At 54.2% G+C, this 16,038-nt stretch carries 15 protein-coding genes; 1 reads left to right on the forward strand and 14 read right to left on the reverse strand.

Features of this window, described 5'->3' with window-relative positions; translation table 11 throughout:
• The first annotated feature begins 177 nt into the window (after positions 1-177).
• Positions 178-1,050, forward strand: a complete 873-nt coding sequence (locus DQG23_RS08515; protein WP_158560352.1) for a class I SAM-dependent methyltransferase — start codon at positions 178-180, stop codon at positions 1,048-1,050.
• 311 nt (positions 1,051-1,361) lie between these two features.
• On the opposite strand, the gene DQG23_RS08520 is transcribed toward DQG23_RS08515, so the two are convergent.
• The 14 genes from DQG23_RS08520 to DQG23_RS08585 all read right to left on the reverse strand — a co-directional run bounded on the left by DQG23_RS08520 (position 1,362) and on the right by DQG23_RS08585 (position 15,984).
• Positions 1,362-2,762 carry a glycosyltransferase family 2 protein gene (locus DQG23_RS08520; RefSeq protein ID WP_113030378.1) on the reverse strand — a complete coding sequence of 467 codons (1,401 nt, stop codon included), beginning with the start codon at positions 2,760-2,762 and terminating at the stop codon, positions 1,362-1,364.
• A gap of 129 nt (positions 2,763-2,891) precedes the next feature.
• Positions 2,892-3,809, reverse strand: a complete 918-nt coding sequence (locus tag DQG23_RS08525; RefSeq protein WP_113030379.1) for an NAD-dependent epimerase/dehydratase family protein — start codon at positions 3,807-3,809, stop codon at positions 2,892-2,894.
• Entirely contained in the window at positions 3,806-4,882 is a 1,077-nt protein-coding gene (locus DQG23_RS08530; RefSeq protein WP_113030380.1) for a glycosyltransferase family 4 protein, read from the reverse strand. The genes DQG23_RS08525 and DQG23_RS08530 overlap by 4 nt, the downstream gene beginning before the upstream one ends.
• 25 nt (positions 4,883-4,907) lie before the next feature.
• Positions 4,908-5,984 carry a glycosyltransferase family 4 protein gene (locus tag DQG23_RS08535; RefSeq protein ID WP_113030381.1) on the reverse strand — a complete coding sequence of 359 codons (1,077 nt, stop codon included), beginning with the start codon at positions 5,982-5,984 and terminating at the stop codon, positions 4,908-4,910.
• A 2-nt stretch (positions 5,985-5,986) separates the two neighbouring features.
• Positions 5,987-6,715 carry a glycosyltransferase family 2 protein gene (locus DQG23_RS08540; protein WP_113030382.1) on the reverse strand — a complete coding sequence of 243 codons (729 nt, stop codon included), beginning with the start codon at positions 6,713-6,715 and terminating at the stop codon, positions 5,987-5,989.
• Positions 6,716-6,718: 3 nt separating this feature from the next.
• Positions 6,719-7,630, reverse strand: coding sequence for an NAD-dependent epimerase/dehydratase family protein (locus DQG23_RS08545; RefSeq protein WP_113030383.1), 912 nt, complete (start codon positions 7,628-7,630; stop codon positions 6,719-6,721).
• Complete coding sequence (locus DQG23_RS08550) at positions 7,627-8,463, reverse strand: dTDP-4-dehydrorhamnose reductase family protein (protein ID WP_113030384.1); 837 nt, start codon at positions 8,461-8,463, stop codon at positions 7,627-7,629. Before DQG23_RS08550 ends, DQG23_RS08545 begins: the two co-directional genes overlap by 4 nt.
• Complete coding sequence (locus tag DQG23_RS08555; RefSeq protein ID WP_113030385.1) at positions 8,460-9,446, reverse strand: polysaccharide biosynthesis protein; 987 nt, start codon at positions 9,444-9,446, stop codon at positions 8,460-8,462. Before DQG23_RS08555 ends, DQG23_RS08550 begins: the two co-directional genes overlap by 4 nt.
• A 21-nt stretch (positions 9,447-9,467) precedes the next feature.
• Complete coding sequence (wecB, locus tag DQG23_RS08560) at positions 9,468-10,556, reverse strand: non-hydrolyzing UDP-N-acetylglucosamine 2-epimerase (RefSeq protein WP_113030487.1); 1,089 nt, start codon at positions 10,554-10,556, stop codon at positions 9,468-9,470.
• Between the two features lie 68 nt (positions 10,557-10,624).
• Entirely contained in the window at positions 10,625-12,424 is a 1,800-nt protein-coding gene (locus tag DQG23_RS08565; protein WP_113030386.1) for a glycosyltransferase family 4 protein, read from the reverse strand.
• Positions 12,425-12,461: 37 nt separating this feature from the next.
• Complete coding sequence (locus DQG23_RS08570) at positions 12,462-12,677, reverse strand: hypothetical protein (RefSeq protein ID WP_113030387.1); 216 nt, start codon at positions 12,675-12,677, stop codon at positions 12,462-12,464.
• The gene (locus DQG23_RS08575; protein WP_113030388.1) at positions 12,674-14,008 is read right to left on the reverse strand and encodes a CgeB family protein; all 1,335 of its coding nucleotides are present in this window, start codon (positions 14,006-14,008) and stop codon (positions 12,674-12,676) included. The genes DQG23_RS08570 and DQG23_RS08575 overlap by 4 nt, the downstream gene beginning before the upstream one ends.
• A complete protein-coding gene (locus tag DQG23_RS08580) occupies positions 14,005-15,243 on the reverse strand; it encodes a CgeB family protein (RefSeq protein WP_113030389.1) in 1,239 nt (412 codons plus the stop codon). Before DQG23_RS08580 ends, DQG23_RS08575 begins: the two co-directional genes overlap by 4 nt.
• 12 nt (positions 15,244-15,255) lie before the next feature.
• Complete coding sequence (locus DQG23_RS08585; RefSeq protein WP_113030390.1) at positions 15,256-15,984, reverse strand: sugar phosphate nucleotidyltransferase; 729 nt, start codon at positions 15,982-15,984, stop codon at positions 15,256-15,258.
• Between the last annotated feature and the right edge of the window lie 54 nt (positions 15,985-16,038).

A 16,038-nucleotide genomic window follows, 5' to 3' on the forward strand; every position in this document is an offset into this window, starting at 1 on the left:
TGCGCGGGAAGCCGCTTCTGCTTCCGCTGCTGTACGTATCGAAGCATCCCGATCGTCGCCTCCCTGTACAAGCGTCCAAGCAATACAACGATTTCAAACGTACGATAAACTGGCTGAAGAATATACTTTCCAGGACTTCCCTGGCTTACGGGGGATATGAAGGAGGATCAAATCGGTATGACGTTCTCCAAGAAGGAGCAAGAGCGCCAACTGTATCGTACGCTTCGTCACTTCAACGATCGGGTTCTTACAGCCCCAACGGACCCTTTTATCGCTTACCGAGAACTTATTAGCAAGCTGGAGCAAAACCAAGTTTCATTCACAGGCGAGCGTATGGTCGTCAACGACGATATGAAAGAAAACTACTTCGATGCGCTTATCGAGCATTTGTACCGATACGAGCTCGCTTGCGCATTCGTTAAGGGCAAGATCGTGCTTGATGCGGCGAGCGGTGCCGGGTACGGAACGAAAATGCTGCAGATGGCCGGCGCGGGCAGCGTGTACGGCATCGATATTTCGGAGGAAAGCGTCATTCAAGCGGAAAAAGATTACGGCGGCGAGAATACCCATTTTAGGCAAGGCGATATTCAGCACCTGCCTTTGGACAATGAAAGCGTCGATGTCGTCGTTTCCTATGAAACGATCGAGCACATTCCCGACGGCTCCGTCTGGATCAAAGAGTCGGCGAGAGTCCTTAGACCGGGCGGCCTCTTTTTCGTCTCCACGCCGAATCGCAGCGTAACATACCCGGGAACATACTTATGCGAGCGGCCTTATTACAACAAATATCATTTTTATGAATATACCGTTCCGGAGCTGGTGGGCGAGCTGTTGAAGGAATACGATATTATGGAGTTGTACGGACAAACGTTCGTGAAGGATACCGATTCGATGGGCATCCATTTAACAAGACAATTGTTCGGTATGGAGGTTCATTACATCCCCAAAAACTTGAAGCATATCGTCGGCCCCCGCTTGGTGCCCCTCGGCGAAGTCAAAAACGAGCAGCCGAAATACATCGTTGCCGTTTGCAAAAAAAAGGGAACATAAAGCAGGCGCAAGCCTGCTTCATGTTTGCAAGAACTCCCCTACATAGAAGCAAACAGGATCTTTAAATGAAGATCGTGCAAGTTTACCGAGATTTAGAGCCGCTTCCGCGAGTTACGCTGATAAAACATGATTCACCGGCGTTATAACGTTTGCGTATACCGTAAAACTAGAGTCTCTTCTTCTATACGTCGCTGATCCACTAAAAAAAGTGCAGGCTGCCGAACCGTCGGCAGCCTGAAACAATGCCTGCAGCGAAACATGCCGTTTTGCCCGCGGGCTTTCCCCGAACCCTATGAAACTAACTTTGTCGTCTACTTTTCGCCAGCCGCCCGCTCAATCGGCCTGCCGATTCGGCATGCGGCGAACTGCTCCTCCGTTAATCGCATAACACGCTCGGGACTCCACTTATAGCAGTCAAATAACCTTTCGTCTGCGATCTCTCGCAGCTCCAGCCCTTCGGAATAGTACAAACCTCCGCCAGGCGCCTCATATAATTTGTAATCGATCAATTCGTACTCCTGGCATGCATTGTCCGGTTCAAGCCCCGGTCCATAACCGTAATGAAGGCCGGAAAAATAGGCATCGGGAATTTGTACGATTTCGTCTGCGCTAAATTTCATTGCAATAAAATCCTCGTAACTCGCAATTGGAATCACAATGCCGTGAGCGACCACATATACGCCGGTGCCCGAGTCCTTCGCCACGAACGTCCTCGGAAAATAGGCGGGAAACGGTCCAGCGTAATCGATCGCAAGACCGTCAGGTATTTCGGAAAGCTCGTTATCCGGCACCGTAATAATGCGCTCGCGCCGGAAGCCGAAGCAAAAAAACGTATCGCCGGGAACGATCGGCCGTTTCCTGCCCCTCTCCAAATAATAGATCGTATCGCCGGCTCCTTTAACCAATATTCCGCCGGGCAGTCGTGACGTCTTCACCGCCGGTCCCCGATTTTCAGGTAAAAACAGCTCGTCGCAAGTATACGCAAGCCTATCGGGATCGACGCCCCATTTTTTCAGAAACGTACGGCGGTTATAAGCGGCAATCGCGTTCATATCGAGGGAGCCTCCCTTAAATCCGGAATTGCCTTCGTGATGAACAAACGTATCGCCTGCGATAAGCAGCTTATAACCCGCTCGAATCGTCCGGTAACAATAATCGGTATCCTCGTGCACGCCGTAGATAAAGCTTTCGTCCATTTCGCCGATCCTCTTGTACAGCGACCGCCTGAATAGGATGCAAAAGCCGCTTAAGCAAGTCACTTCCCGCCATTTAAGCGGATCATGACGATTAAAGGCATCGGCAAATTGATGATACTCCGCTTCCGAAGCGTAAACCGGCTTGACCGTCTGCACGGGAATGACCCAATTCGATTTCGGTCCGACAATGCCGACATTCGGCTCGCTCTCAAGCGTCAGCCGCAAATTGTCCAGCCATCGATGCGAAACGATCGTATCATTGTTCAAGAGCAGCAGCAGCTCACCTTTCGCAACCTTCATTCCTTGATTGCACCCGGCCGCGAAGCCCCTATTCCGCTTGTTCGCAATGATCGTCAAACCGCCCAACCGCTCCAGATAAGGAACCGTATCGTCCAATGAGCCGTTATCGACGATAATGATTTCGTAAGGCAGTGATGTAAAGGTGCGAATGCTCTGGATACAATTTATCGTCTTATGAAGATTGTTGAACGTAATAATGACGATGCTGGTTAACATGCGAGCACTCCCCCGCCATTAAAAGGTTGTTCGAACAGACATGCTCATTCCTATTTCGCATAAAACCGGTTCCTCCTAGATGAAAGGAAGCCTGCGCAATTCGGAAAAAGCCGCATTGGAAACGCCCGATCAAATGCCAAAATGCGAGATCGTTCGTTTCAACCCTTCCCGCAGTGTGACTTGCGGCATCCATCCGAGCTTTTGGACGGTTCGCTCATTGGAAAGCACGCTGTGCCGAATATCGCCGGGACGCGGCGGCTCGTAGCGGACATCGGGCTTTACGCCGATCAGCTCCGACATTTCGGTCAGAAGCGTGTTGACGCTGATCTTCGTACCGGTAGACACATGAAAAGCTTCACCGCTTCCTGCATTCAAGGCGATCGCATTCGCTTCCGCGACGTCGCCTGCGTAGACGAAATCTCGCGTCTGCTCGCCGTCTCCATGGATCGTCAACGTGCTGCCCGTGCGGAAAGCTTCTGTAAATTTAGCGACGACGCCCCCCTCGCCGATATGGTTTTGGCGCGGACCATAAACGTTGCTGTAGCGCAGGACGGTGTATGCGATGCCGAATTGTGCGGCGGCAAGACGCAAATACATTTCCGCTACATATTTGGAAATGCCGTACGGCGAATTCGGTCCTACCGGATGTTTTTCGTCGACCGGCAAATACGCCGGATCGCCATATATCGCCGCCGATCCGGCGTACACGATCTTTTTCGCTCCGCAGCGCTTAGCCGCTTCAATAACCCGTATCGTGCCTTGAATGTTCACCGCTTCGTCATGCGTCATATTTTCCGTCGATTTGAACACGCTCGCCTGCGCCGCTTCATGAACGATATAATCCGGGAGAAAATCGTCGACAGCCTGCTGAAACGCCGGGTCCAAAATATCGCACCGGTACAGCCGTACGTTCAAGCCCGCGATATTGTCCAGTCTACCCGTGCTTAAATTATCGGCCACCGCCACCTCGAACCCGTCCCGGACCAATCGCTCCGCAATATGCGAACCGACAAAGCCGCAGCCGCCCGTAACGAGCACTTTACTCATAATGCTCCTACCTCCCGCAGCATCTCTACAAAATATCGGCAGTACAATTCGATCGAGAAGCTGTCCTCGATATGCTTTTGACCCATACGGCGGATTCGTTCCCTGAGCGTTTTGTCGTTCATAAGCTCGAGCGCCTCCCTTACCGCGCCGTCAATATCGCCGTGATCGAAATATTTGCCCGTCACGTTATGGACGACCGCGCTTCGCACGCCGTCGGAATCGGTCGTCAGCACCGGACAGCGGCAGCTCATCGCTTCGATTACCGCATAAGGCGCTCCTTCGACCCTCGACGGGGCGCACAGAAATCCGCCGGAGTCGCCGATCGTCGAGAATATCGCAGGCATTTCGGCATGCGGTACGTTCGAGCGGATGACGAGATTTCCCTGAAGCTTCAGATCCGCAACCGTCAGCTCGAACAGCGCGGCATCATCCGCCTGCGCCAGCGTATGGTCGTGGAACATCCAGAGCTGCGTCTCCGGCTTCTGCTGTACAAGGTGGTAGCCGATGAAGAGAAAATCGCGCCAATTTTTATTGTATTCGAGCCGCCCGAACCAAGCTGCGATGGGCGCATCGGGCTTGGGCACTTTACGGTAAGTGAATGTTTTCGTGTCGAGCGGGTTATTGAAGCTGTACGTCAATTTGTTCGGGAACGTCTCCGCACACAGATCGAGCACATGAGGCGTAGCCGGCACCAATATGGCATCGGCATAGGCAGCGATATACTGATGGCTGTCAGCCATTTTTTGTCTTGCTTCGGCCATCGTGCCGAGTCCTTGGATCTCATAAACGATTCTCCCGCCATACCCCAACTGCCGGAGCATCCGCACTTCCATAAAGGCGCAAGTGACGACAAGCGCTTCGTACTGGTAGTGATTGATAATGGCGATCATTTCCGAAGGATTGCCCGTTACGAAAGTCGGGACGCCCTCCGCCTCGACATTTTGCAAACCGCTCCCGGGCTGGAAATAGAGGCAGTGGCACTCGATTCCTTCTTGAGAGAGCGCGTGGCAGCGCTGACGGTTCAACGTATCGACGCCGCCCCCCGGTATGATGTAAACAAACAATACGCGCATATAGGTTCACCCCGCTCCTCGAATTTTACATGGCGCCGACTGTTTGCAGCATATGGAAGAAGTTGATGCAATACCGCTCAACGGAAAATTCGTTTTCCACAAGCGACCGGGCTTGCATGCGAATCCTTTCGCGAAGCCCTGTATCTCTCATCAATTCAAGCGCCTCAAGTACCGCTCCGTCAATATCGCCGTGATTGTAAAACTTGCCGGTCACATTGTGAACAACCGCACTCTTCACACCGTCGGAATCGGTCGTCAGCACCGGGCAGCGGCAGCTCATCGCTTCATAAACGACATATCCCGCGCCTTCTACCCGCGACGTCGAACAAACCAGCCCGCCTGAATCCCCGATCGCCGAAAAAATTTCCGGTATGGACGCATGAGGGACGTTGGAACGAAGCACGACATGGTCGCCGAGGCCAAGATCCTTGACCGTCAACTCGAACATTTCCGTTTCGCCGGGTTGGGCTAGCGTATGGTCATGGAACATCCACAATTTCATATCGGGATACTCCTGCACCAGGTGATAACCGATGAACAAAAAATCCCGCCAGTTTTTGTTGTACTCCATCCGGCCGAACCAAGCGAGAACCGGGTATGGAAGCTTATCTTTCTTCCTGTAGGAGAACGTATCGGTATCGATCGGATTATTAAAGCTGAACGTCAGCTTGTTCGGACAAAACTCCTTGGTCAGCTCGAGCAAATGCGGCGTTCTGGGAAGGAGAAGGCCATCGGCGTATGCATTGATATGCGGGCTCCCGCTTTTCATTTCATGCCTAGCCCACTCCAGCGTTCCCAGACCTTGATTTTCGAAAATGATTCTTCCGCCGAACCCTTTCAAACGAAGCATACGCACTTCCATATAAGCGGAAGTTACAATAATCGCTTGGTATTGATAATGGTTGACGATTCCGATAATTTCGTTCGGCTCCTTAGTAATGAAGGTCGTGATCCCTTCGGCATTAATGTTCTGCAATCCGCTGCCCGGATGAAAATAGAGACAATGGCATTCGATTCCGCGCTTGGCCAATGCGTGGCACCGCTGCCGGTTCAGCGTATCGACGCCTCCGCCCGGGATGATATACATAAACAACACACGCATCGTCAATAAACCCCGATCTGATGCAGATGATGGAGATAGGCGGCCATTCGCGCATTGTATGCTCCATGAATCATTGCCGATTCGTGAAGCACTTCCCCGGCACGAGTAATTTCTCTCATTCGCGAATGCGTGCGGTGAAGTGTCAACGTTTCATTCAAGAAATGAAAATCGACGCCATTCAAGATGATTCTGTACCACATATCGTAATCATGGGTTAGAGCCAGCCCCTGATTAAAATAACCGAGCTCCATGATCAGGCTTCTGTCCGTCATGACCGTGCAGCCGTTGATCGGGTCGCCTGACATGAACGTAGTGTAAAATTCCGTAATGTTCCGAAACAGCATCGAGGCGGAATGAGCGAAAATTTGGTTTTTCTCGTCGATCCGGTCATAGTTCGTAAAACAGGCGCGAGCGCCGTGAGTCATCATATAGGATAACTGATGCTCCACCTTATGCGGATAAAAACGGTCATCCGAGCTGAGCCAGGCAAAGTAATCGCCGGTAGCCTCTACGATACCCCGGTTGACCGCGCTTGCCGTCCCGCCGTTCGGCTTCTCGATGAACTTAATTCGGTCCATATACGGCTTTACTCTGCCCAGATGCTGCGTCGAGCCGTCGCTCACGACGACGACCTCCACGTTCGGGTATGTCTGATTGACTGCGCTTTGAATCGCTTGGTCGACATACGGACAGTTGTAGAACGGGATAACGATCGATACTTTCGGCAGCATGGTTTATCCTCTCCTTTGTCGATAATAGGCAAGCGCATCTTCGATCGATTGCTCGAACGGAATGGCCGGCCGCCAGCCGAGCCCGGAAATAAAAGTCAAATCAACCTCGTCCGGATCCGGAGGCGCAAGCGGATTCGGGCGAAGGGTTACCGCCAGGTCCGCTGCCGATCGCCGTTTGAACGCTTCGACAGTATCGCCTAGCGACCGCTGTAAACCAGAACCGATTTTGTAAACGGCTCCTTCTTCCCCCCGTTGCAGAATCGCGGAATACGCCGCTACCGCATCTCTGACATCGAGAAAATCCCGTTTTTCCTCATATGACGACAGCGTGAACGGCCTGGACGCCCCCCCCGATTCCTCATCGGCAACCCATTTGGCCAGTAAGCCGCAAAGACCGTTCGAAGGCCCCGGTCCGATCAAATTCGAAGGCTGCGCAAACAACACCGGCTGTCCGAATAAATGAGCCCACGCCTGTGCTGCCAGAAGCTGCATCGTTTTACTCAAGCTGTATGGATGAGGAGGCTTGGGCGCCCCGCTTGTCATCGAGAAATTCAGCATCGAGCTGACGGCAAGAATACGGCAGGCAGGGACGGCGAGCCTTACGGCATCGAGTAAATAGATCGTCGCAAGCAAGTTCGTTTCCATGCAATCGGCGGGCCGCTTCCACGATTCGGCAACGGCGTTCATGCCGGCCAAATGCAGCGCGAAATCGGGCTTCACGCCGTCTACAAGCTTCCGTACGGCCGAACTGTCCGTCAATTCGCAAGCCAAGGTACGGCAGCCGTCGTCGAACGGCTCTCCCGCACCTTGCCTCACAACCGCATACACGTCAAATCCCGCAGCCGCAAAGTGGCGGCAGGCGTGACGGCCGGTAAAACCGGCCGCACCCGTTATGAGAATCCGGCTGCCCGTCATCGATTTCCCTCCATCCAGTCGCGCATCTCGTTCAACATGGCGGAAAGCGAAGGGACAGCGTGGGCTTGGGCTTCATCGAGACGCGTATTTCGAAGCGTACGGTCGAGCCGCAGGACATCGTCCGGCACGATCGTCACGTCTTCCTTGCCGAACGTTTGCTGAAACATGCGAAGCAGCTCGTATTTGCTTGCTTTCTCCGGAGCCGTAAGATGGTAAAGCCCCGACACGTCGTTCTCGATCATCCATATAGCCGATTTAGCAAGCTGAAGCGTTGTAACGCCGTTCCAAATGGAATGCGTGTAGCCTTTAACGACGCCTTCCTGCTTCATGAACCATGCGAACAGCCCGATTCCGCTCTCGCGGATTTCCGGGCCGATGATCGAGGTGCGAATCGTCAAGTGCAGCGGACTTCGCACCTCTCCCATCGCTTTACTTCGTGCATAAACGGATGTTCCATCAGGCAAATCGCTTTCCTCGTAGTCGCCCTTCTCCCCCGAAAATACGCAATCGGTGCTGATATGAACGAGCTTCGCGCCCGCCCGCTCCGAGATCCGTCGCAAATGATGCGGAAGAAGACCGTTCACGTAAAATGCCGTTTCTTCGTTTCTTGCCGCATGATCGTTCAAAATCCCGATCGCATTAATGACCGCATCCGGTCTTATTCGTTCGATCAGCCGTTCGATGCCGGGCAAGTCGGCCGCATCCCATAAAAACCCTTGCGGATCATCTGTATCTCTCGCCGTGAAAGCCACCTCGTGACCGGTTCTGTGCTTCAAATAATCGACAAGCATATGACCGGCCATTCCCTTTCCGCCCAATACGAGTATTCTCATGGCAAAAACCTGCCTTTGACTAGAAGCCGGCGAATCTCTTCCTTATTCATCAACCCTTCGTTCGAGCTGTAGTTCAGCATCCCTGCGGAGGGATAATCGGCATAAGCCTGCCTTAAGCCCGGGATTTCCAGCGTCGGCAGAATAACTAAATATTGGCTGTCATAAGCGATCGTATTCGGACTTTCATATTCGGAATATAAAATTTCATGTATTTTTTCTCCCGGACGTACGCCCAGCTCCTTAATCGTTACGTGTTTCCGCCCGAGCGCCTCGATCAGCACCTCGGCGAGGTCTAAGATTTTACAGGTCGGCATCATCATGACGAAAATTTCACCGCCCAAACTTTCCTCCGAAGCCTTGAACAGCAGCTCGATCGCATCCTCCAGCGTCAGGAAGAAGCGGGTCATCTCCGTATCCGTAATGCCGATTTCATTTTTCTCCCGAATTTGCTTCAAGAAAATATGAATGACGCTTCCGTTCGTGCCAAGCACGTTGCCGCCTCGCACACAAACGAATTTCGTTTCGGACTTCAGCAGATTGGCGTGCACGATCAGCTTTTCTCCGATCGCCTTCGTCATGCCGTAAAAGTTCGACGGGTTAGCGGCTTTGTCCGTCGAAATGTAAATCACTTTTTTCACCTTGTTCTCGATGGCCGCCTCGATGACATTTTGTGTTCCGGTGACGTTGGTCTTAAGGGCCTCCAAAGGCTGATCTTCGCAAACCGGTACATGCTTCAGCGCAGCGAGATGATAAAAATAATCCGCTCCCTCACTGGCCGCGACAAGCGCCTCCTTATCCCGGATATCCCCGATGCAGAACCGCAGCCGAGGATCGTCGAAGGCCCGCTTCATAGCCACTTGGCTCGTTTCGTTGCGGGAAAACACGACGATTTCCTTCGGGTTTTTGTAGAGGAGCTGTTTCACCAGCTCATGTCCCCAAGAACCTGTCCCCCCAGTGACAAAAAAAGTGCTGTTTGTGAACATTCGCTTTACCCTCCTACTGTCTTACCTTCGTATTTGCCCGCTCAGAAATTTGACGACCTTGGCGGAAACATCCGTATCCAAATATCCTTCCGGACATACCCAATCGGCCGGCATCGACAGCATCGCGTCAACAGCCTTGGCAATTCTGTCCGCTTCTACGCCGGAAACGACGTTGCTGCCGCAATCGACCGTTTCGGGACGTTCCGTGCTGTTGCGGATCGTTACCGTCGGTACATGGAAGATGCAGCACTCCTCCTGAACCGTACCGCTGTCCGTCAAGGCGCAGCAAGCGTTCTTCTCGAGCGTAACGAAGTCGAAAAAACCGAACGGCTCGTAGCATTCGACGAGCGGATGAAGCGTCAGCGATGGGTCGCCTTCCAGTCTGGATCGCGTTCGCGGGTGCAGACTGCATATCATCCGTCTTCCGTATTTCGCGGCTACCCGATTCAGCCCGTCTACGATCGCCTTCAAATGAACCGGATTGTCTACGTTCTCCGCGCGGTGCACCGTTACGACGAAGTAAGGCTCCCGCTCCAGCTGCAGTCGTTCCAGAATCGCGCTTTTTGCAATTTCTTCGTCAAAATGCCGCAGCACCTCGAAAATCGGATTTCCCGTCTCGACTATGCAAGCGTTCGAGATGCCTTCCCTAAGCAGATTTTGTTTGCTTTGCGGGGTGTAGGGCATGTTTATGCTTGCGATCGCATCGATGACACGGCGGTTTTTCTCTTCGGGCACCGTCCAGTCGTAACAGCGATTGCCGGCTTCCATATGAACGACCGGAATACCCATTCGTTCGGCTACTATCGCGCTTAGCGCGCTGTTCGTATCGCCAAGCACGAGCACCTTATCCGGCTTTGCCGCCTGCAGAATGCGCTCGGTTTCGCTGAACAAAACCGACAGCTGCCCGCCAAGCGAAAGCTGTTTGTTCGCAAGTATATAATCCGGCTGTCGCACGTTTAATTCGCGGAAAAACACTTCGCTTAGCGAAGGGACGAAATTTTGCCCCGTAAAAACGAGCGTATGCGAATCGGCATACAAATCGAGCTTGCGAATCACTAAACTAAGCCTGATGATTTCAGGCCGCGTACCGAGAATCGTCACGATATTCATGAACGTTCGCTCCATTCGTTAAACTCCGTTCCTGCGGCAGCCCTCTCCCTTCGATCAGACGGAAGCAGCTACAGCCGAATCGGTTTGCCGAGCCCGAAAGAGGCGAATTCGACTTCGGCAAGCGCAACGATTCTGTCGTATCGCAGCAGAAACGAATATAGCGCCTGCTCGCTCTCAACCGGACGCAGCTTCTGTCTTTCCGCGTAATATAAGCTGCCGTCAGCTGAAGCGTACAGCTCATAATCGATCAGCACGCCGCTTTGGAATCGCCGGTCGTCGATCGGCTCGCCTTCCTTGAAAATGTGCAAGTACGGGTCTGGCACGCGAAGCGCTTCGCCGGCCGCCCGTTCGATTTGCTTCAACAGCCCGGACGATTCAATTTTATGGCGAATTCCTTCGCTGACGACGTAGACTCCGTCCGAAGCCGCCACGAGCATATGCCTCGGCGCATCGGCCGGCAGCAGGCTTTCGCAGCATACGGGCCGGCCGGTCGGAAATCGTGTCAGTATGGCATGGTCCGCAACGACGACGCGATTCCAGCCGTATCCGAAAAAGTACAGCGATTGCTCGCTGGCGAACGGACGCTTCTTGCCGTCTTCCAGCAAGAAGAGCGCGTTCGAATCCGCCATGAGCACGATTCCGTTCGGCCAATCGAGCGGCGGCAGCGCTTCTCTTGCCTTTTTGACCTCATTCGCCCATTGGACGATGCGGTTTATAATGTCCGCGAGCCGTTCGCGGTAAGCCGCAATGCCGAAGTGGCGGGTCGCATTCGCTTTGCTCGTTTCCCCTACCGCTTGCCGGTAAGCTGTGTCTGCGGCCAAAATGCCGACGATTCTGGCAAGGGCGGCGGCGTCGCCTTTGGGCGCGAGATGATTGCCGTTCCCCGTCATCGTAAGCAGCTCGGCCAGACCGCCCGACGAATAAGCGGCGACCGCTTTTTCGAACATCATGCCTTCAAGGGCTGTCATCCCGAATCCTTCGTCGACCAAGCTGGGCATGACCAGCACATCTATGGCAGGCAGCACCGCTTCGATTTTTTTCGTAAACGGCGCGACGAAGAAACGCTGCGCCGCGCCCGATAGCCGCACATGGTGCATGCAAGCGTCATAGTATCCGCGTTCGGTCGGATTGCCGACGATCAGGAAACGTGCCGCAGGCAGCGACTGGCTTAGTACCGTCGACATGAAAATGAAATGCTCCAGCCCTTTCTTCGGAACAAGGTCGGCAGCGATGAACGCGACGAGCGGGTTGCCCTCGGTCAGCCGCAAGTTGTCCCGAAGCGTCTTCCGGTAAACGGCGTTTGTGCCGCTCCGGACGGTACCGTTCCAGGCCGGGTACAGGACGTTCGTTTTGTACGACAACCCGTACCTGAGATACGGAGCGAGCATGGTATGGCTGATGCCTACGATCAGATCGGAATGCTGGTTCATGAACGCGACGGCGTCGTTCGTGTATTCGTTCTCCAGCAGCATCTCGGTCACAAGCCATATGACGGAAATGCCGAGCCGTCTCGCGGCGACGGCCGGAACCGGATTGACACATGTGACGGCTACGACAACATCCGGCTGTCGAATGTGCATGATATCAATCAGCGGATTGACATAGCCGGCGACAAGAACCTGCTCCAGCTTCGCCTGCGTAAGCTGCTGAGGCTCCCAGAGCGCTTCCGTAATCGGATAATGCTGAACGATGACATCGATGCCGATTTTGCGCGCTTCGCCGGATAAAATCCCTTCGTTCGGCACGACCAATATGCAGTCGTGTATCCGCTTCAGCTCTCCTAGGAGGAAGAGCAGAAGCTTCTCCGCACCGGTTATATGATCGGTGTAGCAAATGTGAGAAAACAACATGATTTTTCTTCGGGACACGGGATCGACACCTCCTGTCGGGATTGAAAGCCGGATATTACCCCATGCCTGCCTGATAACCTTGCGCGGCGCCTACCGGAAAGCCGGCATTATAACCTTCATGGAAACCTCGCTGGTAAGGTGTAAGCAGCCGGGAACGACGCTTGGCGAGCCGCCGGCCTCCCTTTCTCCCTTTACGTCCCGCCTTGCCTTTCCTTTTCCCGATTGCCCGGCCGGCCGGACGCGGAATTCTCCTGTTCCGTACGGTTTTCATGCATACCCTCCTTCTTCTTTGCCGGCCGGCACTTCCGTTCCATCCGGCTCGCCCTCCGGTATTTGCACTTCTTTTTCCAGCTCTACATGTTTCGGCATCATTTGTTCCAGATCGACGTATTCGGGCTCGGCGAGCGGCACGAACTTGTGCGGAAATATGATTTTGAAAATCGCACGCAGCCGCTTCGGATACGTATGCTCGAGCAGCGTTCGCCGCAGCCCGCGCAGCGAGATATTTTTCCGCTCCCGTTCATGCGTCAAATAATGGTTCATCTTCTCGACGAAATCATGCGGGGAGTCATACGTCACGATTTCTTCCCCCGGCCGGTACATCGTGCTTAGGTCGCTCCGGATATCCGTTAGCTGGAAAGCTCCGCAAGCGGCGATTTCGAACGTTCTGGGATTTACCGACTGCGCCGGAATCCGCCTGCGGTTGCTGTTCCAAGAATCGTCCGTTGCGGAACGGTGAATGTTAATGACGATCTTCGAGCCGAAATAATGGCGCGCCGTCTCGAGCGGTCCCATCCAGGCCTTCGTGTTGATTTGCGAAGCAAGCTTTCGGTAAGATTTGAGCCGCTGCCACCACCATCCGGAAATCAGCACCCGCTTTCTGGCAAGCGCACCGGACACCTGATCCATAAAGTGGACCCGGTTCCAGAACGCCGAGCCGATGAAGCTGACGTCCTTGCGGTAGTTCGGTGCGATCGGCAGCGGCCGGTAAACGACCGGATGGGCCGCAAGCGGCATATGATGTACGCTTGAATGGCCGAGCTTCCTGTAAAAATCGACGCAGCCGACATCCTGCGTAAACACGTAATCATAGTGGGCGGCAAGTCGCGGCGTTAAATCGGAATAATACGGATCGTCCGTGAACCATATGGCCGTTGGAATGCCCTCCGCCCGGATGGCTCTTATGTGCTCCGGAGAAAACTCCATGCCTTCCAGCACCAGTACGAGATCCGGACGGATTTGTCTGGCTGCCGCGACCGCGTTGGCGTTCGGCGAAACGACGTGCCGGGCGGTTACCACTTCCGATAACGCCTGAATGACGCCTTCGTCAAGCGGCGAATACGGAAACCCTTTGCCGGACGTTACGTACAGCACCTTCAGATCGATCCGGGGCGAATGATCCTTCGGAATTTTGGCGATGACCGCATTGCATTCTCCGAAGTAGTTACCGTCGTTTATGCCTTCTCTATAGCCGTCCGCCCTCCCGCGGCTCCAACTTCCGCCCGCGGCTTTCCGGCGCGGTCCCGCCGTACGTTTGGTCGCCCTTCTTTTAACCAAGGGAGCGCTCCCTCTTCTTATTTTGGTGGCCGGTTTGCTGTTCATGTCTCTTCCCTCCCAAGCGATTGATCGTCCGCTCCTTGCCCGTCCGAAACCGTTTCGGAGCCATTCCCCCAAGACGGCCCGCCGGAACGAGGTCCGGGCTCGACAGCCGGAGGAGCAAACGCCGGCTTCCTTTTATTGGCGAGCAAACTTCCCGCTCCCATCGTCGTCACGAGCAATGTGTGCAGTCTGCGCCTATAGGTATGCTCGGCGATCGTCCGGTGAAGCGCCCTGGCCGCAATGGCCCGCCGCTGATCCTCGTGCCGCAAATAATGTTCGATCTTGGCCGCCAATTCGCCGGGCGTCGAAAACGTTTCGATTTCTTGCCCAGGGATGTAGAAGTTCGTCAGATCGCTTCGGACGTCGGTAATTTGGAGGGTGCCGCACGCGGCGATTTCGAAGGTTCGCGGGTTCACCGACAATCCGAGCAGCCGTCTGCTGTTCCGGTTATGCTGCGCATCGTCATGCGAACGATGGATGTTGATGACGATTTTGGAACCGACGTAGTAGTTGACCGTTTCCGCCAGCTGCGTCCAAGCTACGATTTTGGGCGCAAGTCTTCTGTAGCTCTGCAGCCTTCTCCATAATCCTCCCGCTATGAACGTATCTTTGCGAGCCAGGTAAGGGGCGATTTGGTCGATCGTGCGGATTCGGTTCCAGAAACCGGTGCCGATAAAGCTTATTTCCTTGCGAAAATGTAACGGCACTTGGCGCGGATGAAAGATTTTGCGGCTTGCGGCGAGCGGCAGATGATGCACCTGCGCGCAGCCCAGCTGCCGATAGAACGGCACGCAGCTTAATTCATGCGTGAACACATAATCGAAATGGCGCGCGATCATTGCCGATTTGTCCGTAAAATACGGATCGTCGACGAACCAGACGGCAACCGGGATGCCCAGGGCGCGAATCGCGTCGACGACCGCCGGACCGATCAGATGAATCCCGTTTAGGACGAGTACGAGATCCGGGCGAAGTTGTGCGATTTTGGCAACCGGATTATCGTACGGCAAACACCGTGAAAACTTGGTGACGAGGCCGCTAAGCGATTCGATAATGCCGTCGTTGACGCCGAACATCACTTCCTCGATATAAGCGACATGCAGGTCGAACAAGACGCCTTCCGGCTCGGCGTGTTTTGCGGTTATCGCTTGGCAAACCCCGTAATGATGGCCTTCGCTCCATCCGGATTGATAACCGGCAGCTCGGCCTAGCGCCCGGGATCTTTTCGGTTTGGGCATACTGGAACCCTCCTAGTCCTCTTTCGTTCCGCTGCCCGCCATGAACGCCGACGCCTCCGCCAGCGAATCGAACGTTCCGGCGTCGGTCCACCAGCCGTCCAATACGGAATAAGTAAGATTGCCGGTCCGGGCGAACGCATTGTTGACATCCGTTATTTCCATCTCCCCGCGGGCGGACGGCTTGATTTTGCGGATGATCTCGAACACCGACGAATCATATAGGTAAATGCCGGTGACACAGTAGTCGCTGGAGGGAACGGCAGGTTTTTCCTCGATATGTCTGATTTTTCCGTTCTCGATATGAGGAACGCCGTAGCGCTCCGGATCGGGCACTTGTTTCAGAAGTACCATCGCGCCTTCCGGCTGCTCTGCGAAAGCCTGGATGTAACCGGAAAGCTTCGCCTCGAACAAATTGTCGCCGAGCATGACGACGAATTTTTCCTTTTGCGGGATGAACGACTCCGCCGCCGAAAGCGCCTGTGCGATGCCGCCCGCCTCGTCTTGAATCCGGTAGGTCAGGCTTACCCCCCATTCGCCGCCGCTGCCAAGCAGTTCCATGAACAAGCCCGCAGACTGCTTTCCGGTCACGATCATCACGTCGCGAATGCCCGCTTCACGAAACTTGCCGACGCCGTATAGAATCATCGGAAGCTTTCCTACGGGAAGCAGATGCTTGTTGACGATCTTTGTCAGCGGATAAAGTCTCGTGCCGGTACCTCCCGCCAAGATGATTCCTTTCATCGTTTCCCCACCTTTCCCCATAATCCCCGCAAGATTCCTCGGACCTTGCCCGAG

This window comes from Paenibacillus contaminans, from assembly GCF_003285015.1.
GTDB lineage: Bacteria > Bacillota > Bacilli > Paenibacillales > NBRC-103111 > Paenibacillus_V > Paenibacillus_V contaminans.

Bases quoted from the DNA above. Each gene is read 5' to 3' on its own strand.
- DQG23_RS08540 (WP_113030382.1), bottom strand. From the start codon at position 6,715: ATGCTGCCGAAAGTATCGATCGTTATCCCGTTCTACAACTGTCCGTAT.
- DQG23_RS08520 (WP_113030378.1), bottom strand. From the start codon at position 2,762: ATGTTAACCAGCATCGTCATTATTACGTTCAACAATCTTCATAAGACG.
- DQG23_RS08525 (WP_113030379.1), bottom strand. From the start codon at position 3,809: ATGAGTAAAGTGCTCGTTACGGGCGGCTGCGGCTTTGTCGGTTCGCAT.
- DQG23_RS08570 (WP_113030387.1), bottom strand. From the start codon at position 12,677: ATGAAAACCGTACGGAACAGGAGAATTCCGCGTCCGGCCGGCCGGGCA.
- DQG23_RS08555 (WP_113030385.1), bottom strand. From the start codon at position 9,446: ATGTTCACAAACAGCACTTTTTTTGTCACTGGGGGGACAGGTTCTTGG.
- wecB (WP_113030487.1), bottom strand. From the start codon at position 10,556: ATGAATATCGTGACGATTCTCGGTACGCGGCCTGAAATCATCAGGCTT.
- DQG23_RS08575 (WP_113030388.1), bottom strand. From the start codon at position 14,008: ATGAACAGCAAACCGGCCACCAAAATAAGAAGAGGGAGCGCTCCCTTG.
- DQG23_RS08535 (WP_113030381.1), bottom strand. From the start codon at position 5,984: ATGCGTGTGTTGTTTATGTATATCATCCCGGGCGGAGGCGTCGATACG.
- DQG23_RS08545 (WP_113030383.1), bottom strand. From the start codon at position 7,630: ATGACGGGCAGCCGGATTCTCATAACGGGTGCGGCCGGTTTTACCGGC.
- DQG23_RS08550 (WP_113030384.1), bottom strand. From the start codon at position 8,463: ATGAGAATACTCGTATTGGGCGGAAAGGGAATGGCCGGTCATATGCTT.
- DQG23_RS08515 (WP_158560352.1), top strand. From the start codon at position 178: ATGACGTTCTCCAAGAAGGAGCAAGAGCGCCAACTGTATCGTACGCTT.
- DQG23_RS08580 (WP_113030389.1), bottom strand. From the start codon at position 15,243: ATGCCCAAACCGAAAAGATCCCGGGCGCTAGGCCGAGCTGCCGGTTAT.
- DQG23_RS08530 (WP_113030380.1), bottom strand. From the start codon at position 4,882: ATGCGCGTATTGTTTGTTTACATCATACCGGGGGGCGGCGTCGATACG.
- DQG23_RS08585 (WP_113030390.1), bottom strand. From the start codon at position 15,984: ATGAAAGGAATCATCTTGGCGGGAGGTACCGGCACGAGACTTTATCCG.